Source organism: Mesorhizobium sp. M0870 (assembly GCF_040319775.1).
GTDB lineage: Bacteria > Pseudomonadota > Alphaproteobacteria > Rhizobiales > Rhizobiaceae > Mesorhizobium.
The window spans coordinates 92,931-117,326 of record NZ_JAMYOI010000020.1; the positions used below are offsets into that span (position 1 = coordinate 92,931).

A 24,396-nucleotide genomic window follows, 5' to 3' on the forward strand; every position below is an offset into this window, starting at 1 on the left:
CTAATAATCTAAAGAGTTTCAACCTGAAGGACCTATTGTCTATTGTACTACGTTACCTCATGTAAATTCGATATTACATTTTTATTTCAAGATTGAGACGAACCTCGAAAGAAAGCGCAAGCCTGACCGTGGCCGAGGATTTGCAACGCAACGGACCGAGATCAATGCGCCATTATCGCCAGGCGTTCGAAACCTTTGCCGGGCCTTCCGCGTTGAAGGACCAAAGGGAGATTGCAGATGTCGATCCACTTCACCGTCTCGGACCTGACAAGAAACCTGTTTCACTCGCTGGGGCTGGACCAGCGCGCGCCAAGGCCACTCAATCCCGAGCAGAGCCTGTTGCTGGAATGCTATCTGGCCGGCCAGGTTCCTGAATCAGCCTGGAGCGACTACGTCTTCGAGACGCCCGATCTTGCCCGGCATGCCGAGGCAAGGCGCAGTCACCACTGAGCGGCAGCGCCTATTTTGGAGAAGCGAATTGCAATGTGAACACGTTGCCGGCGATCCCTTGCGCCAGCTTCGCTGAGAAGGTCAGGGGCAGACAATTCTGCAGGGCGGTTGTCGCGGCGTCGACAAACGATTTCTTCGCCATGGCACCGCCTTCCACCTTGATGGCTGTCGGCCTCGGTGGGCCGATTAGCGTGCCGTCCCGCTTGAAGCTGAAGCTCAAGGTGACGCTGGCGGTTCCGGCATCCGCCGGCGGTGTCCAGCATGCCTGAATGGCGGTCCCGACATCGTTCATTGTGTTCAGTTCAGCCGCATTTGAAGGATGAACAGCACTCGCAGCATCACACCCACAACCGCAACCCGCTTCGCAACGCTTTTCATCGCCAGCCCTCATTTCGCGCCTGACCGACAATCCATGCCGGACTGCCGAAATGGATGGTAGGGTCAACGCCGGCGATGACAATATCTCTCCGCAAAAGTTGACGCCAAAAAAGCGACAGCGGCCGAGGCTTGCGTGGCCTGATCGCTGCTCGATCGCGCCCGGCGATAGAGCAATTCCAGGAAAAGTGTGAAACGGTTTTCCCGGGGAAAGCGCATGGCGCTTCCCTTGGGAATTGCGTTGAACAAAGAGACCGCGTGCGAAAGCAAAAAGGCCGGCATTGCGCCGACCTTTCCTATCGCTACGACGTTCTGCGCCAGTACATCCGTGGTCGCGGGCCGAAAGCGAATTGCCCCGCAGTAGACAGGGCTTTGGTTAACGCATCCTTAACCTCAGGCCTTGGCCTGCGACTTCACATGCGCGATATAGCCGCGCACGTCGCCGGCCGGCTCGCTATAGGCCTTGCCGAGCGTCTTCTCGATCGCCGCCACATAGTCCTTCGCCCATCGGGGCAAGGAATAGTCGACGACGGCCAGGAATTCGAGCGTCGCCGCCAGCCGGATATCGGCGATCGAAGGATGCTTGCCGCCGATGAACGGCTTGCCGTCCCTGAAGAAGCTGTGGAAGACCTCCAGCGGCTCGGCGATCGCGGCCATCGCCGCCTTCTGGGCCTCCGACTTCCTGTCGGGGTGCGCGTCGCTGTGGCCGACCTCGCCGGCATAATGCGGGAAGCCGAGCGCCGGGTAGGTGGCGCGCGCCACATAGGGGTAGAGCGTGCCGATCAGGTAGAACATGGCGCTGTCGACCATCGCCCGCTTGGCCGGCGCCTTCGGATAGAATTTCTCCAGTCCGTGCTTGTTGGCGAGATACTGCATGATGGCGCAGCTTTCCCACAGCACGCCTCTGGGGAGGCTCTTGTCCTCGATCATCGGTGTCAAATGGGCCGGGTTTCGCGCCATGAACTCCGGCGAACGGGTGTGGCCCCAGGCATCCGTCTCGGCATGGTCGAAACCGGCCGCGCGCGCAAACACCCGCACGGTCATGTTGTTGACGCTGGGCTTCAGCATGCTGAGCTTCAGCGCCGGCTTCTTGGCCGGCTTGGCCTTGGCCCTGGGCGCGGCTTTTCCCGTCGCCTTCACCGCAGGCCTAACGGCCGCCTTGGCTTTTGGCTTTGCCGCAGCTTTCGCCGCCGGCTTGGCGGCAGCTTTGGCCGCGGATTCCCCGGCAGTCTTCGTCGCTGTCTTGGCCATCTTATTCCTCCCTCTGGTCTGTTCAGTATGGGTTCTTCGCTGCCCGGTCCTCCGACAAGGTTGCGCGGGAACGCTCGACGAGCGCCTGGATCGCATCGGCGAGATGCACTTCGGCGATGTTGTAGTCGCCGCGCACGACCCGCAGCCTGTGCGCTTCCATCAGCACATCGGCATGGGTGAAGCCCGCTGGCGGTTCGAAGCGGTAGGACGCCAACTCGACCAGCAGGCCGAGCGGATCCTCGAAATAGATCGAATCCATGAAACCGCGATCCTTCACGCCGCTGTGCTTGATGCCGCGCTCGTCGAGCCGGGCGACCGCCTGCAGGAAGGTGACGCGCGACACCGAGAAGGCGATGTGGTGGACACAACCCGGATCGGTCGGCGTGCGCCGCTTCTCTGGTGTGCAGCTCTCGTCGGTGAAGATGGTGATCAGCCGGCCGTCGCCGGGATCGAAATAGAGGTGGCTTTCCCTCGGCTTGTCGAGATTGGGCTGTTCGAAGATGAACGGCATGCCGAGCACGCCTTCCCAGAAATCGATCGAGGTCTGGCGCCCGGCGCCGACCAGCGTGATGTGATGGACGCCCTGCGATTGCAGCTTCTGCATTGGTCTCCCTCCCGAGGCATCGACTGCCCGTCCGGATCTTGCCGGCACCCGGCGTTCTGCGCGCCGCTGGAGCCGTGCCCGAGGACCCATGACGCGATGCTAATGCAATCGGCGCCGCTGCGCCAGAAGCCACGAACGCGGCCAGGAATCGGAAGATTGGTGGAGAGATCTAGGAGATTCGTGGCCTAGGATCGAAAGTGAATTGCCTCAAAGCACGCTAGTCGAGAAATCTGATCCTCGTGAAAGACATCATCTCTCCCATGACGTTGCCGCTGTCATCGACCTGCTGCCCTTGCCCGACTGTAACCGTCACGCGTTTTCCCTTGTAGCGGGACGGCATCACGGTTTGCTCGTTCCAGCTTTCGCACTCGGGGGCGGAACACAGGCCGACCTGCTCGGCCTTCTTGCGGTCGACGATGGTCAGGTAACAATTGTCGCCGCATTCGAAACCTCGAATGGTGCCCGTGATCTTCCTATCTTTGGAGAAGGACGGACCACACTGGGCAACCAGGGACACGGAGACGAGGAGCGCCAAGGCCAGTTGTTTCATGCAGCCAACTTGCTGCAACATGCCGTGCGGCGCAAGCATCACATGGCAGGTACGCCCAAGGGGTCTCAAATCCTTATTCCTGCGCCCCAGTCGCTAAAGACAATTACGCGACGCCTCCGTTTATTGCCAAGTGACTCTTTACGTGTAGACTAGATCGTCCAACATTCTGGAGAAAAATCGTGGCTGAAGCCCTCTTACCTTATCTGCCGTCTCCAGGATCAATAACTAACGCCTTCGAGAAACTAAAAAGCGCCGCTACGCCAGAACGTGTAACGGGTGATTTTGTTGCAACTAAGCTGCAACTCAAGGGTGGAAGCGGTGCATCGATGCTGTCATTCCTCAAGAAGATTGGATTTGTGGGAAAAGATGGATCGCCAACCGATATCTACCGACGGTTTCGCGGAGGCGCTTCAAAGAAGGCTGCGGCTGATGCCATACGGTTTGGCTACAAGGCGCTGACGGACGCGAATGAATATTTTTACGACCTTAGTGACAAGGATCTCTTGGCGTTAATTCTACAAGTCACTGGGGCCTCTGCTGAAAGTCCTGTTCCAAAGTTGACTATGTACACACTAAAGAATCTTAAGATTTTCGCAGATTTTGAGACGGGCGACGATTCAGCACATGAAATTGCGGTTAATACTGCAAAGATGCCCCTAGCAGAGGCCGGCGGCAGTCGCGCAGCCGGCCTCGGTTTGAATCTTTCGTACACCATTAATTTGAACTTGCCAGCCACATCCGACCAAGCTGTCTTTAATGCTATTTTTAAGAGTCTAAAAGAGCACTTGTTGGCAAACAATGATTAAGTCGGCTCTTCACGAGATTAAAGCTTTTGGTATGTCCAACCAGATGCTAGTCGAGGACCTATCGAAGATCGAGAAATTCTATGCAATAGAGTTGGGACACACAACTAAATCGGACGAGCCAGGGGACGATATTTACTATCCGCAATTTGACATGGCGGTACGAGCTGAAGCCGCCCAGATGGGTCGGCACTATGCGGTGTTCTATTCGCTAGAGAAGTCGATACGGCAGCTAGTCTCGAAGGTGATCGAAGATGCTCATGGCTCGCCTTCGTGGTGGAGTTCGGCACGAGTACCACCTGCAATACAGACCGAGGTCGCCAACAGAATCCAGAAGGAAATTGACGCTGGCGTGACGCGGCGCTCCGAAGACGAACTGGATTATACGACCTTTGGTGAGCTGTCGGGCCTCATCACCGTAAACTGGGATATTTTTGGAGGTGCGATCTTCAATAGCAAGAAGGCTGTCGAGAAGGTCATGGCTAGTTTGAACGCTCTCAGAAATCCAATTGCGCACTGCTCTCCGCTAGCCGAGGACGAAGTTGTACGATTGCAACTAACCGTGCGTGATTGGTTCCGAATTATGAGCTAACTCAGGAAACCTCGCGAACCGCAATCGCCCACTCTTGTTGCACATTTCGACCCATTCCCCGACGAACGGAAGGCAACGCAGGATAGCCAAGCGCTTGAAAATCCTTGGTACGCCCAAGGGGAATCGAACCCCTGTTCCCGCCGTGAGAGGGCGGTGTCCTGACCGCTAGACGATGGGCGCGTTCAAGAACCGGCGATATAGGCTGAGCGCTGGGAAAAAGCAACTGGGGTTAGGCCGCTTTCCCTTGCCGAGGAAAAGCCGGCCGTCAGCCTATCGTTTCGGCTCGATCAGATCCCAGAGATTGCCATGCAGATCGGCGAAAACAGCCACCGTGCCATAGGGCTCGAAGCGCGGTGCTTCGCGGAATTCGACGCCCTTCTCCAGCATCGCCGCGTGGTCGCGGGCGAAGTCGTCGGTTTCCAGGAACAGGAAGACACGCCCGCCGGTCTGGTTGCCGATGCTTTTGCTCTGTGCCTCGTCGGAAGCCTCGGCCAGAAGCAGCCTGGCGCCCTGCCCGTTGGCCGGCGCCACTGTGACCCAGCGCTTGCCGCCGCCGAGATCGACATTTTCGACGAGCAGGAACCCCAGCCTCTCGACATACCAGGCGATCGCCTCGTCATAGTTGGCGACGACCAGGGCGACCGTGGCGACGCGACGATGCTCGGCGAACCCGCTCATCCCTGAGGCTTGCTCATTGGCCTGCTGCCGTTCATCGTTGCGGCTCGGTCACTTGTTGCGGATCGCAAAGCGGCCGATCAGGCGTCGCTCGGTGATGTCGTAGACGAAGATCGTGCGGCTGCCGTCGGCAAGCTCGGCATCGATCGAGACACGATTGCCGGACAGCGACTGGCTGACCACCTTGGCCCCGACCGGCAGCACGATGTCGCCGCTGACCGGTTCGCCGGCGGGTGTCTGGATATCGCCGGCCAGCGGCGGGTTCGCCGGCGGTGCATTGCGCGCTTTGTAGACAAGGGCGCCGATCACCACCATAAGGGCGAGGAACAGCAGGCCGAGATTGATCCCGACGAAGCGGACGAGTTTCCTGCGCACCTTTTCGACCTCGGGGTCGAGCGGCTTATCCTGGTCTTCTTCGGCGATCGGGCTGGCCATGGCAAAACAGTTCCGGAACGGTTTTTCAATGAGCGCTCATAGCGAAGAGGCCCCCGAATTGATAGAGGCGGTACCGACCGTGCTGGTGGCGGGCGCGGATGCGGCCGGCCTGCGCCTCGACCAGTGGCTGGCCGCAAGCCTTGGACCGGACATATCACGCAGCCGCGTGCAGATGCTGATCAGGCAGGGCGCGGTCTCGGTCGACGGCAAGCCTGTCGACGAGACCAAGCGCAAGATGGCGCCGGGCGAAAGCGTGTCGGTTACCATGCCGGAGCCGGAGCCGGCGGAGCCGCAGGGCGAGAACATCGCGCTAGACGTGCTCTATGAGGACGACGAGCTGATCGTCATCAACAAACCGGCCGGGCTTGTCGTGCACCCCGGCGCCGGCAACTGGACCGGTACGCTGGTCAACGCGCTGATCCATCATTGCGGCGACAGCCTTTCCGGCATCGGCGGCGTCCGGCGGCCAGGCATCGTCCACCGCCTCGACAAGGAGACCAGCGGCGTCATGGTGGTCGCCAAGACCGACCGCGCCCACAAGTCACTGTCCGAGGCTTTCGCCGATCACGGCCTGACCGGCGATCTCGAACGTGCCTATCTGGCGCTGGTCTGGGGGATACCGCAGAGGCCGACCGGAAGGGTCGACGCGCCGCTCGGCCGCGCCGCCGACCGGGTGCGCCGTGCCGTGGTGCCGGAAGGACGCGACGACGCCCGCCATGCGGTCACCCACTTCGCCGTGCAGGAGCGTTTCGGCGAGAGCCAAAAGGAGTTCGCCACGGCCAGCTTGGTCGAATGCCGGCTGGAGACCGGCCGCACCCACCAGATCCGGGTCCACATGGCACATATCGGCCATCCGGTGATCGGCGACCCCGATTATGGCCAGGCCTTCCGCACCAAGGGCAACCGGCTGCCCGAACCCTTGAAAAGTCAGGTCAAGGCATTTCCCCGGCAAGCTTTGCATGCCTGGCTCCTTGCATTTCGCCACCCCACTACCCATCTAACGATGAGGTTCGAGGCGCCGTTACCGAGGGACATGGAGGAACTCGTCAGCGGCTTCCGCAAGCTCTGAACTCGCCATCAAAAAACCTGACTGACATTGTTCACTTCACCATGACACACTGTTTCGTGTTGAACAAATGCCTGTCTTTTCTGGTTTTGTTCCTGTATAAGATCTGATGTCGCGGGCGAGCCTTTTGGTGCTCGCGTCACATGCCCGCCGCGTTTCGGGGGCATCACTCCAATAGAGAGGGGGCGCTATCATGGCCCAGTCACTACCCAGTATCGTTTCCGGCGAAGGCGGCCTCAGCCGCTACCTGGAAGAAATCCGCCGCTTTCCCATGCTGCAGCCGCAGGAAGAGTACATGCTCGCCAAGCGTTACGCCGAGCATGAAGACACCTCCGCTGCGCACAAGCTCGTCACCAGCCACCTCAGACTCGTCGCCAAGATCGCCATGGGCTATCGCGGCTATGGCCTGCCGATCGGTGAAGTGATCTCGGAAGGCAATGTCGGCCTGATGCAGGCCGTCAAGAAATTTGAACCCGAGCGTGGCTTCCGCCTCGCGACCTATGCCATGTGGTGGATCAAGGCCTCGATCCAGGAGTACATCCTGCGCTCGTGGAGCCTGGTCAAGATGGGCACGACCGCCAATCAGAAGCGCCTGTTCTTCAACCTGCGCAAGGTGAAGGGCAAGATCCAGGCGCTGGACGACGGCGACTTGAAGCCCGACCAGATCGCCGAGATCGCCACCAGGCTGAACGTTTCCGAAGCCGAGGTGGTGTCGATGAACCGCCGCCTGTCGGGCGACGCCTCGCTCAATGCCCCGATCCGGGCGAGCGAAGGTGAGTCCGGCGAGTGGCAGGACTGGCTGGTCGACGACCACGAAAGCCAGGAAGAGATGCTGATCGAGCAGGACGAGCTGGAAAACCGGCGCGGCATGCTGTCGGGCGCTCTTGCCGTGCTTAACGAGCGCGAGCGGCGCATCTTCGAGGCCCGTCGCCTCGCCGAGGAGCCGCTGACGCTGGAAGAGCTGTCGTCCGAGTTCGACATCAGCCGCGAGCGCGTGCGCCAGATCGAGGTGCGCGCCTTCGAGAAGGTGCAGGATGCGGTCAAGGCCGCCGCCAAGCGCCAGATCCAGGCGCTGCGCACCATCGAGGCACAGCCGGCGGCGTAAGGTTAGCTTCGGTTACAAAAATCAAAGCGGCGTCAGGAAACTGGCGCCGCCTTTTTTGTAGCGGACTGCAATGGTGGTTGGCGAAAGCGAAGGCGACATCCGATCTCCCCCCTTGCGGGGGAGATGTCCGGCAGGACAGAGGCGGGTGTGAAGGATCGCTACTTTTCGGCGTCAGTCACCCAACCGAAAGACTGAAGGCACAACCACAATTAGCTGACAGGTTGGCGGGACAGCACCCCCCTCTGCCCTGCCGGGCATCTCCCCCGCAAGGGGGAGATTGGCAACGTCGCCAACAGCCCCTCAAAGCCCATCCAGCGGAAACTTCAGGTACCGCCGGCCATTGGCTTCGGGTTCGGGCAGCCTTCCGCCATTCATGTTGACCTGCAGCGCATGCAGGATCAGCCTTGGCATCGGCAGCATCCTGTCGCGCGCCTCGCGCAGGGCGATAAACTCGACCTCGCTGCGGGCAGCGGCGAGATGGATGTTGGTCGCCTTCTGTATGGCGACCGTGCTCTCCCACAAAGGCTCGCGGCCGCCGGCCTGATAGTCATGGCCGACGAACACCCGCGTCTCGTCCGGCAACGCCAGAATGTCCTGGATCGAGCGCCAGAGCCGCGCGGCACTGCCGCCGGGAAAGTCCGTCCTCGCTGTGCCGCTGTCGGGCATGAACAGCGTGTCGTGGACGAAGGCGGCATCGCCGATCACATAGGTGACCGAGGCCAGCGTATGGCCAGGCGAGAACAGCACCTTGACCGGAAGCGTGCCGACCTTGAAGGTTTCGCCTTCACCAAACAGCCTGTCCCACTGCGAACCGTCGGCGGGAAAATCCGGCCAGTTGTAGATCGCTTTCCACAAATTCTGAACGTCGACGACCCTGTCGCCGATCGCCGTCGGCGCGCCGGTCTTCTCCCTCAGATAGTGTGCCGCCGAGAAATGGTCGGCGTGCGGGTGCGTGTCGAGGATCCATTCGACGCTCAGTCCCTGCTCGCTGATGAAGTCGAGCAGGACATCGGCATTCGTCGTTGCCGTAGCACCGGATTTCTCGTCGAAATCAAGGATCGGATCGATGATGGCGCATCGCTTCGCCGCCTGGTCGGCGACGACATACTGGATGGCCCCGGTCGGCTTGTCATAGAAGCCGCTGACCTGCGGCTTGGCCAAAGCTACGTCCAATTCCGGCTTCCCCAACTCTCGGTCGCCAGGAATGATTTTCTCTGACGACACCCGAGAGGAGCATGGTTGTCCGCTCGGGTGCGGCAGTCAAGTATCACTTGGCTCGCAAGGGCGAGAAGGCCAAAGATCGTTCCGAAGCGCCTGGGATCAGGCCGATGGCTGCTTGGTCTTCCGCAGATAGGGCAAAATGGTCTCGTAGGCGCCGAAGCGCTTGATCGCGTCTTCGTTGGAGACAGCAGCGGTGATGATAACGTCCTCGCCCTGCTTCCAATTCGCCGGTGTCGCCACCTGGTGCTTGGCGGTGAGCTGCATGGAATCGACCGCGCGCAGGATCTCATCGAAATTGCGCCCCGTGGTCATCGGGTAAGTCAGCACCAGCTTGATCTTCTTGTCAGGTCCGATGACGTAGACCGAGCGCACCGTGGCATTGTCGGCCGGCGTACGGCCCTCCGACGTCTCGCCGGCACCGCCCGGCAGCATGTCGTAGAGCTTGGCGACCTTGAGGTCCTTGTCGCCGATCAGCGGGTAGTTCACCGAATGACCGGTCGCCGTCTTGATGTCGTCCTGCCACTTGCCGTGACTTTCGACCGGATCGACCGAAATGCCGATGATCTTGACATTACGCTTCTTGAACTCGCCTTCGAGCCCCGCCATCGTGCCAAGCTCGGTCGTGCAGACCGGCGTGAAATTCTTCGGGTGACTGAACAGGATCGCCCAACCGTCACCGATCCAGTCATGGAATTTGATCGTCCCTTGCGTGGTCTCGGCGGTAAAATCCGGCGCAATGTCGTTGATACGAAGGCTCATGGTACATCTCCCCTGTAAACGGAACCGTCGGCAGCGAGGAACAGCACGCGGCAATCACGCCGACATCAAGCTGTCCCGCCCGGCATCGTTGCATCTTAGCGCAAAAATCGTGGCTGCAAGATAATATGAAACTCTTGTCGGCGGCAGGCGAGCATTTTTATGCTGCCGAATACGCTGCGCGCGTATGAGAGCCTGTTGGGCTGGACAGGAAAGGTTCCTGCCTCAGGTTTTGTTGACCGCCAGCGTCACAGCCAGGTCTTCCATGCGCTGTGCCAGCGCGCCGAGCGCGTTGTTCAGCACGCTATCGCTTTTGTCGGCCTTGGTCAGAGCCTCGTCGCGGGTCTTGCGCAGGGTCAGCACTTCGCTTTCCATGCCCTTGACGCGTTTCTGCAACTCCGAGAGTTCATCCATCACCATGATGCCGGCCATCACGGTCAGTCGCTGATCGCCGATCTCGCCGAACGAGTCCTTCAGGTGTGAAACATAGCGGTCGAAGCGTTCGGCAAGGTCGATCAGATGCTCTTCCTGGCCCTCGTCGCAGGCCATGCGATACTGCTTGCCGTCGATTGAAACCGTGACCTGTGCCATCGGGGCCAGCTCCTATCTGTCCAACACGGCGCGGATGGTTTCCATGGCGGTCACCAAACGTCGCGAGACTTCCTTGTTGGCATCTTCCAGCCGTTCGGCGCGCGCTTCGGAATTATCGAGTTCCTGCGCCAGCCGCGAGCGGTCGGCATTCATCCGCTGCACCTCGGCCTCGGCTTCGGAGTAGTCGCGTTCATGCTCGAGCTTGGCCGCGACGGCGTTTTCCAGCCCCTCGATGGCCTTGCCCAGCCTCGCGATGACTTCCTTGAGTGTGGCTTCCCCGGTCATGGCCTTCGTCCTGTGCCCTGCCCATCACCGAATCGTTCACGTTCAGAACGCGTTATCCCTGAAACATTAGGCACCGGGTGAAGGCAACGTCAACAAAGCTCTCGCGACTGTCCCCCGCTAACGCTAATGTAGGTCCGCCGCCGGCATCACAAGACCGGCAAATGTGCACCCGATTTGTTGACTAAAAGCCCGCGCCTGCTATGTGTCGCGCACCCTTTTCAAGGGCTCTCCCAAGCCCCCCAAACCCCCACTTCTGGAGGAACCATGACGTCGCGTGAACAACATGACCGGATGGCCAATGCGATCCGCTTTCTCTCCATGGACGCCGTCGAGAAGGCAAATTCCGGCCATCCAGGCCTGCCCATGGGCTGCGCCGATATCGCCACGGTGCTGTTCACGCGCTTCCTGAAATATGATCCCAAGGCCCCGCACTGGGCCGACCGCGACCGTTTCATCCTGTCGGCCGGCCATGGCTCAATGCTGCTCTATTCGCTGCTGCATCTGACCGGCTACGAAGACATGACCCTCGACCAGATCAAGCACTTCCGTCAGTTGGGCTCGAAGACCGCCGGCCATCCCGAATATGGCCATGCCGCCGGCATAGAGACGACGACGGGCCCGCTCGGCCAGGGTCTCGCCAATTCGGTCGGCTTCGCGCTCGGCGAGCGCCTCATGAACGCCGCCTTCGGCAACGATCTCGTCGATCATTACACCTATGTGCTGGCCGGCGACGGCTGCCTGATGGAAGGTGTTTCCCAGGAAGCCATCGCGCTTGCCGGCCATCTCAAGCTCAACAGGCTGATCGTCTTCTGGGACAACAACGACATCTCGATCGACGGCCCGGTCTCGCTGTCCGACAACACCGATCAGGTCGCCCGCTTCCAGGCCTCCGGCTGGAATGCCAGCCACATCGACGGCACCGATCCGGAAGCCATCGCTTATGCCATCGAAGCTGCCCGCCATTCCGACAAGCCGACGATGATCGCCTGCAAGACGACCATCGGCTTCGGCGCGCCAACCAAGGCTGGCACCAACAAGGCGCACGGCTCCCCCCTGGGCGCCGACGAAATCGCCGGCGCGCGCAAGTTCTTCAACTGGGATTCGCCGCCCTTCGAGATTCCAGCCGACATCCTTGACGCCTGGCGCACCGCCGGCAAGGCCGGCGTCAAGGCGCGTACAGACTGGGAAGGCCGCCTGGCCAAGGCCGATGCCAAGCTGAAGGCCGAGTTCGAGCGCCGCATCAGCGGCAAGCTGCCGTCCAATTTCGACGCCATCATCGCTGATTACAAGAAGAAGCTGTCGGCCGACAAGCCGAAGGTCGCCACCCGCAAGTCTTCCGAGATGGCGCTGGAAGTCATCAACGGCGCCGTGCCCGAGACCATCGGCGGCTCCGCCGACCTGACCGGCTCCAACAACACCAAGACCAGCCAGACCAAGAACATCACGTCGGACGACTATGGCCAACGCTATGTCCACTACGGCATCCGCGAGCATGGCATGGCGGCTGCGATCAACGGCCTGACGCTGCATGGCGGCCTCATCGCCTATGGCGGCACCTTCATGTGCTTCTCCGACTATGCCCGGCCGTCGATGCGGCTGGCCTCACTGATGGGCATCCGCTCGATCTTCGTCATGACCCATGATTCCATCGGTCTGGGCGAAGACGGCCCGACCCACCAGCCGGTCGAGCATCTGGCCGCATTGCGCGCCATTCCCAACCACAATGTCTTCCGCCCGGCCGACGCTGTGGAAACCGCCGAATGCTGGCAGATCGCCCTCGAGTCGGAAAAGACGCCGTCGACGCTGGCGCTGACACGCCAGAACCTGCCGACGGTACGCAACGAATTCGTTGCTGAGAATCTCAGCAGCCAGGGCGCCTACGAGCTGGCAGCCGCCAGCGGTGAAGCGGCGGTGACGATCTTCGCCACCGGCTCCGAGGTCGAGATCGCGCTCGGCGCCCGCGACCTGCTGGAAAAGCACGGCCATCCCACCCGCGTCGTCTCGGTGCCCTGCTTCGAACTGTTCGACCAGCAGAGCGACGACTACCGCAAGAAAACGATCGGCAACGCGCCAATCAAGATGGCGATCGAAGCCGGCATACGCCAGGGCTGGGATCATCTGATCGGCTCCGACGGCATCTTCGTCGGTATGACAGGCTTCGGCGCCTCGGGCACTATCGAGCAACTCTATCCGCATTTCGGCATCACCGCCGAAGCCGCGGCCAAGGCGGCGGAAGCCCGCCTGCATAACAAATAGGTTCAAGGTTCGGCGAAATCGCGTAAGGCGGCCTCGCCGGGCTGGACCAACTAAATCGATTTAAATCCACGTCGCTGCGGCTGGATTCTTTCCGCTTCCGCCGCTATGAAACTGCGGACCCATCGTCTGCCCTCCAACTCCCAGGGAGAGAATAATGACCGTCAGAGTTGCCATCAACGGATTCGGCCGCATCGGCCGCAACATCCTGCGCGCCATCCATGAATCCGGCCGCAAGGATATCGACGTCGTCGCCGTCAACGACCTCGGCCCGGTCGAGACCAACGCGCACCTCTTGCGCTATGACAGCGTGCATGGCCGCTTCCCGCATGAAGTCTCGGTTTCCGGCGACCAGATCACCGTCGGCAAGGAGACGTTCAAGGTCACCGCGATCAAGGATCCGACCCAGCTGCCGTGGAAGGAACTCGGCATCGACATCGCGCTCGAATGCACCGGCATCTTCACCGCCCGTGACAAGGCAGCGGCACACCTGACCGCCGGCGCCAAGCGCGTCATCGTCTCGGCTCCGGCCGAAGGCGCCGACCTTACCGTTGTCTACGGCATCAACCACGACCAGCTGACCAAGGACCACATCGTCATCTCGAATGCCTCCTGCACCACCAACTGCCTGGCCCCGCTGGCAGCCGTGCTGCACGAGACGGTCGGCATCGAAAAAGGCATGATGACGACGATCCATTCCTACACCGGCGACCAGCCGACGCTGGATACCATGCACAAGGATCTCTACCGCGCCCGCGCCGCTGCCCTGTCGCAAATCCCGACCTCGACCGGCGCGGCCAAGGCGATCGGGCTGGTGCTGCCCGACCTGAAGGGCAAGCTCGACGGCATCTCGATCCGCGTGCCGACCCCGAACGTCTCGGTCGTCGACTTCAAGTTCATCGCCAAGCGTTCGACCACGGTGCAGGAGATCAACGACGCGGTGATCGCCGCCTCCAACGGCAAGCTGAAGGGCATTCTCGGCGTCACCCATCACCCGAACGTGTCGATCGACTTCAATCACGATCCGCGCTCCTCGATCGTTGCGCTCGACCAGACCAAGGTGATGGACGGCAACTTCGTTTCGGTGCTGTCCTGGTACGACAATGAATGGGGGTTCTCCAACCGCATGGGCGACACCGCGGTCGCTTTCGGCAAGACCATCGCCTGATCGCAAAGCTTTCTTTTCGAGACCTGAAACGCCCGGCTTTGTCCGGGCGTTTTTCATGAGGGCGGCTTGCGCCTTTCCAAATTGTGTCCTGGACGCCAAAACATCCAAAAATCAGCGGCATAGGCCAAAAAGCCACCCTGCCGCCTTGCACTGGTCACGTCTTCGCCCCACTCTCTCGCAAAGCAGGAGACAGACGAATTTGAGGGGCTGATTTCAGGATGGAGCATGCGATCTATCTCGTCACGCTGGTCGGCACAGCGCTTGTCGTCGCCGCCGCGTTTTCGAGCCTGATCGCCTTCCGCTTCGGCGCCCCTCTTCTGCTCCTGTTTCTCTGCATTGGCCTCGCCACCGGCACCGACGGACTCGGTATCCAGTTCGACAACGCCCGCATCGCTTATTTTGCCGGCTCACTGGCGCTGGCCGTCATCCTGTTCGATTCCGGTTTCGGCACGCCGCTCAACGCCTTGCGGCAGGCTGCAGGCCCGGCGTTGTCGCTGGCGACCTTCGGCGTAATTCTGACCACCGGCCTGTTCGGCGCCGCCGCCCATTATCTGCTCGATCTCACCTGGCTGGAATCCTTCCTGCTCGGGGCTGCCGTCGCCTCCACAGATGCGGCGGCCGTGTTCTTCCTGTTGCGAGCCGGCGAGATCAATCTGCGCGAACGCGTGCGCTCGACGCTGGAGGTGGAATCCGGCACCAACGACCCGATCGCCATCTTCCTGACCATCACGCTGGTAGAGATCATCGCCGCCCACGCCAACCCCGAGACCAATGTTCTGGTCACCAGCCTGTTCCTCGGCTTCCTCCTCAATATGGGCCTCGGTGCAATCGTAGGCGTGCTGGGCGGTCTCGCCATCGTGCGCCTCGTCGACCGGCTCAATCTCGACCACGGCCTGCTGCCGATCTTCGTGCTGACCTTGTCGCTGATGGTGTTTGCAGCAGCCGGCGCCATTGGCGGCTCAGGCTTCCTGGCGGTGTATATCGCCGGCCTTATCGCCGGCAATTCCGACATCCGAGCCGTCACCATCCTCAAGCGTTTCCAGGACGGCATGTCGTGGCTGGCGCAGATCATCATGTTCCTCATCCTCGGCCTGTTCGCGACGCCGTCGCAGTTTCCGGCGATCATGGTGCCGGCGGTGCTGCTCGGCCTATTCCTGATGTTCGTGGCGCGGCCAGTCGCCGTCTGGCTCTGCCTGATCCCGTTCCGTCTGCCGCGCCCCGAAGTCGCCTTCATCTCGTGGGTCGGCCTGCGCGGCGCGGTGTCGATCCTGCTCGCCATCACCCCGCTGCTCGGCGGGCTGGAAAACGGCCGTGTCATCTTCAACAGCGCCTTCATCATCGTGCTCGTGTCGCTGGTCATCCAGGGCTGGACGGTCGGACCGCTGGCGCGCCGCCTCGGCCTGATCGTGCCGGCACGGCTCGGACCGCTGGACAAGGTCGAGCTGGAACTGCCGGGCTCGGCCCATCACGAGCTTCTCGCCTATCGGGTCGCACACGGCAGCCCGGTGGCGCGCGGCGAGCGCATCCCGCGCTGGGCACGGCCCTCGCTGGTGCTGCGCGACGGCCGCTCGATGCGCTTCCAGGACATGGGCCGGCTCGCCGCCGGCGACCAGGTCTATATTTTCGTGCCGGACCGCTATCCGCGCCTGCTCGACAAGCTGTTCGCCAGCCGTGCCGTGGTCGATCCCGAGGATGCCGATTTCTTCGGTGCGTTCGCGGTCGACCCCGCGCGCTCAGCCGCCGAACTGGAAGCGGCCTATACGCCGGGCCTGACCGAAGCGGAGCAAAAGCTCACCGTTGGCGCGCTGGTCACGGCGCGGCTCGGCGGCCATGCCGAATATGCCGACCGCGTCCTGCTCGGCCCGATAGAACTGATCGTCCGCGACGTCGACGACAAGGGCAAGATCATAGGCCTCGGTCTGTCTTTCGAGCCGACCGCGCCGGTGGCGCGGGTGCCGGTCTTCCTCAGTGCCGGCGAAATCGGCGATCGGCTTTCCGCCTTCATCCGCAACTGGCGCAAGCCGACCGAGACGCAGGAGGCCGAGGCGCGGACGGACGAAAAACCGGCCCCGGAGCCAGCGCCGGAAAAGGCAGCAACCGAAAGCTGACAAACCGCTATTGAGCGCTGCCATTCATCCGCCCCGCCGGCGCAAGATCGTACCCACTTCAAAATTTCGGTTCGAGCGCGCCCTAAGCCTTGCATCGTCACCGATGCGGGGTATGGTCCCCCGGTTTTTCGCGAAAGGAACCCGCATGGCCGCCTTCAAGACACTCGACGATATCGGCAACATCAGCGGCAAGCGCGTGCTGGTGCGCGTCGACCTCAACGTGCCTGTCGCCGACGGCAAGGTCACCGATGCCACCCGCATCGAACGCATCGCACCGACTATCGCCGAGCTATCGGCCAAGGGCGCCAAGGTCATCCTGCTCGCCCATTTTGGCCGCCCCAAGAATGGCCCCTCGCCCGAATTCTCGCTGGAGCCTATCGCCAGGGCGACAGCCGACGTGCTCGGCCGTCCCGTCGGTTTCGCCTCGGATTGCGTCGGCGACACGGCCGGAAGCGCTGTCGCCGCCATGAACAAGGGCGACGTGCTGCTGCTCGAAAACACCCGCTTCTACAAGGCCGAGGAGAAGAACGAGCCGGCCTTCACGGAAAAACTCGCCGCCAATGGCGATATCTTCGTCAACGACGCCTTCTCGGCCGCGCACCGCGCGCATTCTTCGACGGAGGGGCTGGCGCATCTGTTGCCGGCTTTTGCCGGCCGCACCATGCAAGCCGAGCTTGAGGCGCTGGAGAAGGGCTTGGGAAAACCGGTTCGTCCGGTCGTCGCCATTGTCGGCGGCGCCAAGGTCTCGACCAAGATCGATCTGTTGATGAACCTGGTGAAGAAGGTTGATGCCCTCGTCATCGGTGGCGGGATGGCCAACACCTTTCTTGCCGCGCGTGGCACCAATGTCGGCAAATCGCTGTGCGAGCATGATCTCGCCGCGACCGCCAAGCAGATCATGATCGAGGCGGCCGAGGCCGGCTGCGCCATCATCCTGCCGGTCGACGGCGTCGTCGCCAGGGAGTTCAAGGCGGGCGCGGCCTGCGAGACCGTCGCTATATCGGATGTGCCGGCCGACGGCATGATCCTCGATGTCGGCGCCAAAACCGTGACGGCCATCGGCGAATGGATCGACCGCGCCGCGACACTGGTCTGGAACGGCCCGCTCGGCGCCTTCGAGATCGCGCCCTTCGATCATGCGACGGTGGCAGCTGCCAAGCACGCGGCGTCGCGCACCAAGGCCGGCAAGCTGGTCTCGGTCGCCGGCGGTGGCGATACGGTGGCGGCGCTCAACCATGCCGGCGTCGCCGACGACTTCACCTATGTCTCGACCGCCGGCGGCGCTTTCCTGGAATGGATGGAAGGCAAGCCGCTGCCCGGCGTCGACGTCTTGAAGCGCTGAGGCTCCGAGGCGATCAACACTCGGAGAGCGAACAAGGCCGCCCGAGGCTTTCAATCGATTCGAGCTTTCCGATGCCATTCCTTTGGCGGTAGACTTCCGTTAAGCGCGGAACAACCGTTTCAGGAGAAGCCACAATGAGCGAACGTCTCGAAGACATTGCCGCTGCGATCGTCGCCGATGGCAAGGGCCTGCTGGCCGCCGACGAAAGTTCGGGCACCATCAAGAAGCGCTTCGACGTCATTGGCGTCGAATCGACAGCCGACAGCCGCCGCGATTACCGCGAGATGATGTTCCGCACCAGGGAGGCAATGACCCGCTACATCTCCGGCGTCATCCTCTATGACGAGACGATCCGCCAGAAGGCCGCCGACGGCACGCCGCTGGTCGACATCATCAAGGCGGCCGGCGCCATCCCCGGCATCAAGGTCGATGCAGGCGCCAAGCCGCTGGCCAGGTTTCCCGGCGACACCATCACCGAAGGCCTCGATGGCCTGCGCGAGCGCCTTGCCGACTACTACAAGCTCGGCGCCCGCTTCGCCAAATGGCGCGCGGTGATCGACATCGATGTCGCCAAAGGCGTGCCTTCGGGGACCTCGATCGGCTCCAACGCCCATGCGCTCGCCCGCTATGCCGCTCTTTGCCAGGAAGCCGGCATCGTGCCGATCGTCGAACCGGAGGTGCTGATGGATGGCGCCCACGACATCGACACATGCTACGAGATCAGCAAGGTGATTTTGCTCAAGCTCTATAGCGAACTCTACGCGGCGCGCGTCGTGCTGGAAGGTACTATCCTGAAACCGAACATGGTGCTGGCCGGCAGGAAATCAGGCAAGGTGAGTGGCCCTGAAGAAGTCGCGGAAAAGACTATAAAGCTGTTCCGCGAAACCGTACCGGCAGCGGTGCCGGGCATCGCCTTCCTCTCCGGCGGCCAGGAGGACGAGGAGGCGACCGCTAACCTCAACGCCATCAACGCCATCGGGCCGCACCCGTGGAAGCTGACCTTCTCCTATGGTCGCGCGCTGCAGGCCGCGCCACAGAAAGCCTGGAGCGGCAAGGCCTCGAACGTCGCCGTCGGTCAGGCTGCCTTCACCCATCGCGCCCACATGAACCATCTGGCAGCGCTCGGAAAATGGAAGGCGAGCCTGGAACAGGCCGCCTGACCACAGTCCTTTCTTCCTCCTTCGAACCCGGGCCGATGCGCCCGGGTTTTTTGTTTGTGACTTGCCGGGCTTGGGGCGGAGCCTCTCCGTCCTTATTTCCTCTCGGGCGATGTCGGGTTGTGCTCATCCCGAACGTCCTTGGAATGACACTTCAGGGAGAGGTTCATGCATCGCAACAAGGTCGTTTCGCGCGAAGACTGGTTCCAGGCGCACAAGGCGCATCTGGCGCGCGAGAAGGAACTGACGCGGCTCCGCGAGCGGATCGCGGCTGAGCGGCGTGAATTGCCCTGGCTGAAGATCCGGAAGGACTATGTCTTCGAGACCGGGCAAGGGCCGAAGAGACTGGCCGACCTGTTTGCCGGCAACAGCCAGCTGATCGTCTATCACTTCATGTTCGGGCCGGGCTGCGTCAATCATTGCGAGGGCTGCTCATTCCTTGCCGACCATATCGACGGCGCCAATCAGCATCTGCGGCATCACGACGTGTCGCTGGTCGTGGTTTCGCGCGCCCCACTGGCGGAACTTCTGCCTTACAAGCAGCGCATGGGCTGGAAGTTCGACTGGGTGTCGTCCTATGCCTCGGATTTCAACTTCGACATGCAGGTCTCCTTCACCGACAAGCAGATCGCCGCCGGCGACACCACCTACAATTTCGAGACCCGTCCACGGACATCGAAGGAGCTTCCCGGCACCAGCGTTTTCTACCGGGACGAGACCGGCGACATCTTGCTCACCTTCATGTCGCGCGCCCGCGGCGGCGAGGCGCAGATCGGCGCCTACGACTATCTCGACATGACGCCGAAGGGCCGCAACGAGAACGGCCCCTATCACGGACTGATGGATTGGGTGCGGCTGCACGATGAATATCAGGGCAAGCAAGCGGGGCAGGCGAGTTGCTGCGATTGAAGAGCGTTCCCGTCGACCAAAACATGCGCTAAGGCTGCCGCTGATCGTTTTACGGTACTGCTATGCGCTTCCCGGCCCTACTCACCTGGCTCGCCTTCCCGGTCTATATTTGGCAAGGCCTCGGCGTGCGACGCCGCACCACGCGCATGCTGCCGGCGCAAGGGCCGGTCATGCACGAAATACCAGGCAAGGCGCCGGCGATCTCGCTTCTGGTGCTGGGCGATTCCTCCGCCGCGTCGGTCGGCATCGGCAATTCGGAAGACGGGCTTGCCGCGCAACTCGCCGTGCTGATTTCACAAAGCACAGGCCGCGCCGTGCGCTGGCGGGCGGCCGGCTTCAATTCGGCAACGTCGGGCCAGATCCGCGACCATGTCCTGCCCAATCTGTCGGCCGATCCGTGGACGCATATCGTGCTGGCCATCGGCACCAACGACGCCAAGAATTTTCACTCCGTGCCGCGCTTCAAGAAGGAGTTCGGTGGCCTGCTCTACGGCCTGCGCGCCAAATGGCCGGAAGCACGCGTGGTATGGTCGCCGGTGCTGGAGTTCACCCGGGCGCCGGCCATGCCGCCGCTGCTCGGAAAAATTCTTGAGATTCGCGCCACCGACATGAACCGGATGGGCGAACGCCTTTGCCTGGAGCGCGGCGCGGTGCCGGCGCCGCGCCTGCCGATCACCAATCCGGAAGCCGGCTTTGCCTCGGACGGCTTTCACGCCTCGGAAGCAGGCTACCGGGCTTGGGCCGAGCATCTGGTTGGCCCGGTGCTTGGCAATGGGGCACCGACGACAAGTGCCGTCCTACGTCAAATGCCCGAGCACGGCCGCCAGTGAAATCGCGGCCATGGCGAGCAGTGCCAGCTTCCAGAAATCGCCGCGTCGCTTGAGGCCTGGCCAGCCGAGCGGCTTGATCAGTTGAATGACCATGAAACCGACGATGACAAGGGCGAGGAATTTCGTCATGCCGCCTTTGACCAGCAACGCGCCCGGCTGTCAAAGCACGTCGTTCATTGCCTGAGAAAGAACGACGCCGCGATCCTAGGTCGGAACGCGGCGCCCGTCTGCAACTGGGAAAACGATCTACTTCAGCGGCTTGAGGCCAGCCTCGATCGAAGCCCGCTTCGGTTCGAGGAATGGCGGCAAGGCGAGGCTTTCCCCCAGTGTTTCCAGCGGCTCGTCGGCGGTGAACCCCGGCCCGTCGGTTGCGATCTCGAACAGGATGCCATTCGGCTCGCGGAAGTAGAGCGAACGGAAATAATAGCGCTCGACCTCGCCGCTCGACGGCAGCCGGAACTCGGCCAGCCGCGCCGTCCATTGATGCAGCGTCTCCTGGTCCGGCGCCCTGAAGGCGACATGGTGAACCGCACCCGCGCCTTGCCGCGCCGGCGCCAGTCCCGGCTGCACCAGGACATGCAACTCCGCCGCCGGCCCGCCCTCTCCCATTTCGAAGACGTGAACCTGCCCCTCCGGCGAGACATAGTCGCGCGCCTTGCGCATGTTCATCACTTTGGTCACCACCGCTTCGGTGTTGGTGATGTCGGGAACGCTGATGACGATCGGCCCGAGCCCGCGTATCTGGTGCTCGACCGGTACCGGGCTTTGCGCCCAGGGATGGCTGCCGCCCTTGCCGCCATCGCGGACCAGGCGCAGACGCTGGCCCTCGGGATCTTCGAAGTCCAACGACGCATAACCGCCGATGTCGGCGACCTCTCCTGTTGCCAGGCCTTCATCGGTCAAGTGTTGCTTCCACCAGGCAAGGCTCTCCCGGCTGCCGACCCTGAGGCTGGTCCGCACGATGCTGTGCGTGCCGCGCCGCTCGCGGCCGACCGGCCAGTCGAAGAAGGTAAGGTCGGTGCCCGGCGTCGCTTCGCCGTCGGCATAGAAGAGGTGGTAGGCCGAGGTGTCGTCCTGGTTTACGGTCTTCTTGACCAGCCGCAGACCCAGCACCTTGGTGTAGAAATGAAGATTGCCAGGCGCATTGGCGGTGATGGCGGTCAGATGGTGGATACCTGTCAGTTGCAAGCTCATCGTCGTCTCCCTGCTGTTGGGGAAGAATTTTCTCCCTTCATATCAGACCTGCGGTCACCTCGCTGAAGGCCTCGTATTCCGACAGTCCGTCGCCGGACGCTGAACAGCGGCGCCGAAAACAACGTCGTCGCCATGAACAATCGGACGTCGCAAACCTGCCTTGAGGCACCGCTCGATGCGGCGAGAAGCGATGCCTTGCCTGCGGCGCGCGCACCGGCCGCAACTATTGTCTCGCGCCCTGACATCCTCCTGACAGACTGCTGTCAGGAGGGGTATGCGATAGTGCCTCTACACAGAGAGAGGAGACTTAGCCATGAACGGTTACACCATTCTGCGCGGCATGCAGCACTATGTCGGCAAGATCCGGACGATGCGCAACGAGATCCGCACCCAGCGGTTCATGAACTCGCTGCCGGCGGACATTCGCAAGGATATCGGCTGGCCCGACATGTACGCCGACCGTGGCTCTCGCGGCAATTGAAGCCAATTTTTCGACCCGGCGATTGGATGTGGGCGCGTCAACGCCCAGATAACAAGCAGGGTAACAGGTCGACACGCGGAGCGCGCTTATGCCCGAACAAAAGACAATCGGTTTCCTTTTCATCGAAGGCTTCGCTGACTGGGAGTATGGGCTGCTGGCGGCCTCGGCGGTCGAATGGTTCGGCGCCCGTGCCGTGTCGCTGACGCCTGATGGCAAGCAGGTGACGGGCATTAGCGGCTTTCGGCTGATCCCCGATCGCGCAACAGGCGCCGGCGAGAATGCCGATCTCTATGCCATTGCCGTCATTGGTTCCGACCGGTGGACGGGCAAGGCACCGCCTGATGTAGGCGACCTGCTTGCCGCCATTGCATCGCGCGGCGGCGTGGTCGGCGGCATCTGCGCCGGCACGCTGGCGCTGGCCCGAGCCGGCCTTTTCGAGAAGGCCAGGCATACCAGCAATGGCCGCGAGTGGATCAAGGGTCATGAAGCCGGTTATGCCGGTGCCGAGAACTACGAGGATGTGCCGCATGCCGTAGCCGACGGCAACATCGTTTCCGCACCGGGCTCGGCACCAGGCACCTTCGCACTCGCCTTTCTGAAGGCGCTCTACCCCGAAAGAGGCAGCGATCTCGCACAGATGCGGACGCTGTTCGCCAAGGAGTACGCTGAAGCCTCCTGACAGTATGCTGTCAGGAGGGGCGTGCAATGGTGCCAGCTTCGGACACTGCGCATTGGCGTTAAAGGACGATCGATGAAGAGTTGGAACGACAGACTGAGCACACCAGGCATCAACGGCGTGAGGCCGACGCCGCGCACGATGGCCGGTGTCGTCGAAGGCCAGCCTATGCTGGTGCCGACGGCGCGCCAGGTCGATGATTTCATCCGCTCGATTCCCGAAGGCGTCGAGATGGATATGCGTGCGCTGCGTACAGCACTTGCCATAGAGCATGGCGCCGAAGTGACATGCCCGGTCACCATAGGCTATCATCTGCGCACTGTTGCCGAAGCCGCCAACGAGGACCTCCAGCGCGGTATGACGCTGAGTGGCGTGGCACCATTCTGGCGCGTGCTCGATGCGAAAACACCGACGACGAAGAAACTGTCCTTCGGCGCGGAGTTCGTCGCCGCGCAGCGCAAGCGCGAAGGGCTGAAGCCATGATACATGCCGCCCAAAAGTGTTCTGCGGTTTTGGGATAGCGGCATGCGCGAAAACACGATGCATGCCACCCAGAGGTGGACCGGTTTCGGGCGACATGCATAGAGACAACGCCGAGGGACCATACGATGCGCCGCGCCGACAGGCTCTTCCAGATCGTGCAGCATCTGCGCGGTGGCCGACTGGTCACTGCCCAGAAGCTCGGCACGTGGCTCGAAGTTTCCGAGCGAACCATCTATCGCGACATTGCCGATTTGCAGTCGACCGGAGTGCCGATCGACGGCGAGGCCGGCGTTGGCTATATGATGAGGGAGGGTTTCGACCTTCCGCCGCTGATGTTCACGCGTGACGAGATCGTCGCGCTGGTCGCCGGCGCCCGCATGGTGCGCGCCTTTGGCGGTGCCGCCATGGCGAGGGCCGCCGACGAGGCGCTGGTCAAGATCGGCGCCGTATTGCCCGATGCCGAGAAAGACCGCATCGCCCGCACTGAGATCCACACACCGATGTGGGTGGTCAGCGACGCTGCTCGCGAGGCGATTGACCTGATCGAGCGCGCGGTCGAAAAACGGCAGGTGCTGACCATCGACTATTCCGACGAGGCCGGCCGCGGCACCGCCCGCGATATCCGCCCGCTCGGCCTGTGGTTTTGGGGCAAGGTGTGGACGCTGGTCGCCTGGTGCGAGATGCGCGACGATTTTCGCGCCTTCCGCATCGATCGCATCGCCTCCGTGGTCATCGCTGGCCGCATCTTCAAGCCCGAGCGCGGCAAGCAGCTTGCCGACTTCTACCGCGCGGTGGAGCGCAGCGAAGATTATGGCATGGCGCCGGATCGCGCGGCGCGCAGCTGAGTTGTTGACCCAATAAAAAGCCCGCTCGAAGCGGTAATGCAGTTCACTTAGGCACCTTCAGTGTTCTGACAGGATATTTGGCTGGTAGCTTTTTGACGACACGGGGGCATGATCGCCCCCGTGTTTTTGGGAGGATGAGGTCTCCCAGCCGTTGTCTTAATCGGATGAGGTGTGCGGGTAGTTTTGCTGGC

General features: G+C 62.0%; 28 protein-coding genes and 1 tRNA gene. 16 read left to right on the plus strand and 13 right to left on the minus strand.

Annotated features, from left to right (window positions below):
* Positions 1-237: 237 nt before the first annotated feature.
* Positions 238-450, plus strand: a complete 213-nt coding sequence (locus tag NKH97_RS22730) for a hypothetical protein (protein ID WP_023810978.1) — start codon at positions 238-240, stop codon at positions 448-450.
* 10 nt (positions 451-460) lie between these two features.
* Here the strand turns inward: NKH97_RS22730 and NKH97_RS33340 are convergent, their stop codons facing one another.
* The 4 genes from NKH97_RS33340 to NKH97_RS22755 all read right to left on the minus strand — a co-directional run bounded on the left by NKH97_RS33340 (position 461) and on the right by NKH97_RS22755 (position 3,230).
* Positions 461-841 (minus strand): UCP034077 family protein, encoded by a 381-nt coding sequence (locus tag NKH97_RS33340; protein WP_502897089.1) that lies wholly within the window; start codon positions 839-841, stop codon positions 461-463.
* 377 nt (positions 842-1,218) lie between these two features.
* Positions 1,219-2,076 (minus strand): glutathione S-transferase family protein, encoded by an 858-nt coding sequence (locus NKH97_RS22745; RefSeq protein WP_352750507.1) that lies wholly within the window; start codon positions 2,074-2,076, stop codon positions 1,219-1,221.
* A 22-nt stretch (positions 2,077-2,098) separates the two neighbouring features.
* On the minus strand, positions 2,099-2,680 hold the full coding sequence (locus tag NKH97_RS22750) for a VOC family protein (protein ID WP_352442033.1): 582 nt from the start codon (positions 2,678-2,680) through the stop codon (positions 2,099-2,101).
* Positions 2,681-2,897: 217 nt separating this feature from the next.
* A complete protein-coding gene (locus NKH97_RS22755; protein WP_352750509.1) occupies positions 2,898-3,230 on the minus strand; it encodes a hypothetical protein in 333 nt (110 codons plus the stop codon).
* Between the two features lie 179 nt (positions 3,231-3,409).
* Here NKH97_RS22755 and NKH97_RS22760 point away from each other — a divergent pair, with 179 nt between their 5' ends.
* Positions 3,410-4,036, plus strand: a complete 627-nt coding sequence (locus NKH97_RS22760) for a DUF5343 domain-containing protein (protein ID WP_352798838.1) — start codon at positions 3,410-3,412, stop codon at positions 4,034-4,036.
* Positions 4,037-4,067: 31 nt separating this feature from the next.
* Complete coding sequence (locus tag NKH97_RS22765) at positions 4,068-4,625, plus strand: Swt1 family HEPN domain-containing protein (RefSeq protein ID WP_352750512.1); 558 nt, start codon at positions 4,068-4,070, stop codon at positions 4,623-4,625.
* A 105-nt stretch (positions 4,626-4,730) separates the two neighbouring features.
* On the opposite strand, the gene NKH97_RS22770 is transcribed toward NKH97_RS22765, so the two are convergent.
* The 3 genes from NKH97_RS22770 to NKH97_RS22780 form a co-directional block, all read right to left on the minus strand.
* Positions 4,731-4,805 (minus strand) — tRNA-Glu (locus NKH97_RS22770).
* Positions 4,806-4,895: 90 nt separating this feature from the next.
* Positions 4,896-5,303: a VOC family protein gene (locus NKH97_RS22775; protein ID WP_023810974.1), complete on the minus strand. Its 408-nt coding sequence runs from the start codon at positions 5,301-5,303 to the stop codon at positions 4,896-4,898.
* Positions 5,304-5,351: 48 nt separating this feature from the next.
* Entirely contained in the window at positions 5,352-5,735 is a 384-nt protein-coding gene (locus NKH97_RS22780) for a fimbrial protein (RefSeq protein ID WP_013529257.1), read from the minus strand.
* Between the two features lie 28 nt (positions 5,736-5,763).
* Here NKH97_RS22780 and NKH97_RS22785 point away from each other — a divergent pair, with 28 nt between their 5' ends.
* Both NKH97_RS22785 and rpoH read left to right on the plus strand, forming a co-directional pair.
* Positions 5,764-6,804 carry an RluA family pseudouridine synthase gene (locus NKH97_RS22785; RefSeq protein WP_352750515.1) on the plus strand — a complete coding sequence of 347 codons (1,041 nt, stop codon included), beginning with the start codon at positions 5,764-5,766 and terminating at the stop codon, positions 6,802-6,804.
* A 190-nt stretch (positions 6,805-6,994) separates the two neighbouring features.
* The gene (gene rpoH / locus NKH97_RS22790; protein ID WP_352611781.1) at positions 6,995-7,906 is read left to right on the plus strand and encodes an RNA polymerase sigma factor RpoH; all 912 of its coding nucleotides are present in this window, start codon (positions 6,995-6,997) and stop codon (positions 7,904-7,906) included.
* Between the two features lie 300 nt (positions 7,907-8,206).
* Here rpoH and NKH97_RS22795 read toward each other — a convergent pair whose 3' ends face one another.
* The 4 genes from NKH97_RS22795 to NKH97_RS22810 form a co-directional block, all read right to left on the minus strand.
* A complete protein-coding gene (locus tag NKH97_RS22795; protein ID WP_352750517.1) occupies positions 8,207-9,079 on the minus strand; it encodes an MBL fold metallo-hydrolase in 873 nt (290 codons plus the stop codon).
* A 147-nt stretch (positions 9,080-9,226) separates the two neighbouring features.
* Positions 9,227-9,886 carry a peroxiredoxin gene (locus NKH97_RS22800; protein ID WP_127260439.1) on the minus strand — a complete coding sequence of 220 codons (660 nt, stop codon included), beginning with the start codon at positions 9,884-9,886 and terminating at the stop codon, positions 9,227-9,229.
* Positions 9,887-10,108: 222 nt separating this feature from the next.
* Complete coding sequence (locus NKH97_RS22805; RefSeq protein ID WP_352750519.1) at positions 10,109-10,474, minus strand: cell division protein ZapA; 366 nt, start codon at positions 10,472-10,474, stop codon at positions 10,109-10,111.
* Positions 10,475-10,486: 12 nt separating this feature from the next.
* Entirely contained in the window at positions 10,487-10,759 is a 273-nt protein-coding gene (locus tag NKH97_RS22810; protein ID WP_013529251.1) for a DUF4164 domain-containing protein, read from the minus strand.
* 264 nt (positions 10,760-11,023) lie between these two features.
* On the opposite strand from NKH97_RS22810, the gene tkt reads away from it, so the two are divergent.
* From tkt to NKH97_RS22845, 7 genes are all read left to right on the plus strand, one after another.
* Entirely contained in the window at positions 11,024-13,015 is a 1,992-nt protein-coding gene (gene tkt / locus NKH97_RS22815) for a transketolase (protein ID WP_352798839.1), read from the plus strand.
* Between the two features lie 154 nt (positions 13,016-13,169).
* On the plus strand, positions 13,170-14,180 hold the full coding sequence (gap, locus tag NKH97_RS22820; protein ID WP_352442027.1) for a type I glyceraldehyde-3-phosphate dehydrogenase: 1,011 nt from the start codon (positions 13,170-13,172) through the stop codon (positions 14,178-14,180).
* Positions 14,181-14,398: 218 nt separating this feature from the next.
* On the plus strand, positions 14,399-16,288 hold the full coding sequence (locus NKH97_RS22825) for a potassium/proton antiporter (RefSeq protein WP_352442026.1): 1,890 nt from the start codon (positions 14,399-14,401) through the stop codon (positions 16,286-16,288).
* 145 nt (positions 16,289-16,433) lie between these two features.
* A complete protein-coding gene (locus NKH97_RS22830; protein ID WP_352442025.1) occupies positions 16,434-17,630 on the plus strand; it encodes a phosphoglycerate kinase in 1,197 nt (398 codons plus the stop codon).
* Between the two features lie 134 nt (positions 17,631-17,764).
* Positions 17,765-18,790: a class I fructose-bisphosphate aldolase gene (locus NKH97_RS22835; RefSeq protein WP_352442024.1), complete on the plus strand. Its 1,026-nt coding sequence runs from the start codon at positions 17,765-17,767 to the stop codon at positions 18,788-18,790.
* A 165-nt stretch (positions 18,791-18,955) separates the two neighbouring features.
* Entirely contained in the window at positions 18,956-19,696 is a 741-nt protein-coding gene (locus NKH97_RS22840; protein ID WP_127296844.1) for a DUF899 domain-containing protein, read from the plus strand.
* A 62-nt stretch (positions 19,697-19,758) separates the two neighbouring features.
* Positions 19,759-20,526 carry an SGNH/GDSL hydrolase family protein gene (locus NKH97_RS22845; RefSeq protein WP_352442022.1) on the plus strand — a complete coding sequence of 256 codons (768 nt, stop codon included), beginning with the start codon at positions 19,759-19,761 and terminating at the stop codon, positions 20,524-20,526.
* Here the strand turns inward: NKH97_RS22845 and NKH97_RS22850 are convergent.
* Positions 20,494-20,655: a hypothetical protein gene (locus NKH97_RS22850; RefSeq protein WP_023810961.1), complete on the minus strand. Its 162-nt coding sequence runs from the start codon at positions 20,653-20,655 to the stop codon at positions 20,494-20,496. The two genes, NKH97_RS22845 and NKH97_RS22850, sit on opposite strands and share 33 nt — an antisense overlap.
* A 117-nt stretch (positions 20,656-20,772) precedes the next feature.
* Positions 20,773-21,720, minus strand: coding sequence for a ring-cleaving dioxygenase (locus tag NKH97_RS22855; RefSeq protein WP_352442021.1), 948 nt, complete (start codon positions 21,718-21,720; stop codon positions 20,773-20,775).
* A 313-nt stretch (positions 21,721-22,033) separates the two neighbouring features.
* On the opposite strand from NKH97_RS22855, the gene NKH97_RS22860 reads away from it, so the two are divergent.
* The 4 genes from NKH97_RS22860 (at position 22,034) to NKH97_RS22875 (ending at position 24,205) form a co-directional block, all read left to right on the plus strand.
* The gene (locus NKH97_RS22860; protein ID WP_023810960.1) at positions 22,034-22,201 is read left to right on the plus strand and encodes a hypothetical protein; all 168 of its coding nucleotides are present in this window, start codon (positions 22,034-22,036) and stop codon (positions 22,199-22,201) included.
* Positions 22,202-22,289: 88 nt separating this feature from the next.
* Positions 22,290-22,880 carry a DJ-1/PfpI family protein gene (locus NKH97_RS22865; RefSeq protein ID WP_023810959.1) on the plus strand — a complete coding sequence of 197 codons (591 nt, stop codon included), beginning with the start codon at positions 22,290-22,292 and terminating at the stop codon, positions 22,878-22,880.
* A gap of 72 nt (positions 22,881-22,952) precedes the next feature.
* Entirely contained in the window at positions 22,953-23,360 is a 408-nt protein-coding gene (locus NKH97_RS22870; RefSeq protein WP_352798840.1) for a hypothetical protein, read from the plus strand.
* Between the two features lie 125 nt (positions 23,361-23,485).
* Positions 23,486-24,205, plus strand: a complete 720-nt coding sequence (locus NKH97_RS22875; RefSeq protein ID WP_013529238.1) for a helix-turn-helix transcriptional regulator — start codon at positions 23,486-23,488, stop codon at positions 24,203-24,205.
* The last annotated feature ends 191 nt before the right edge of the window (positions 24,206-24,396 follow it).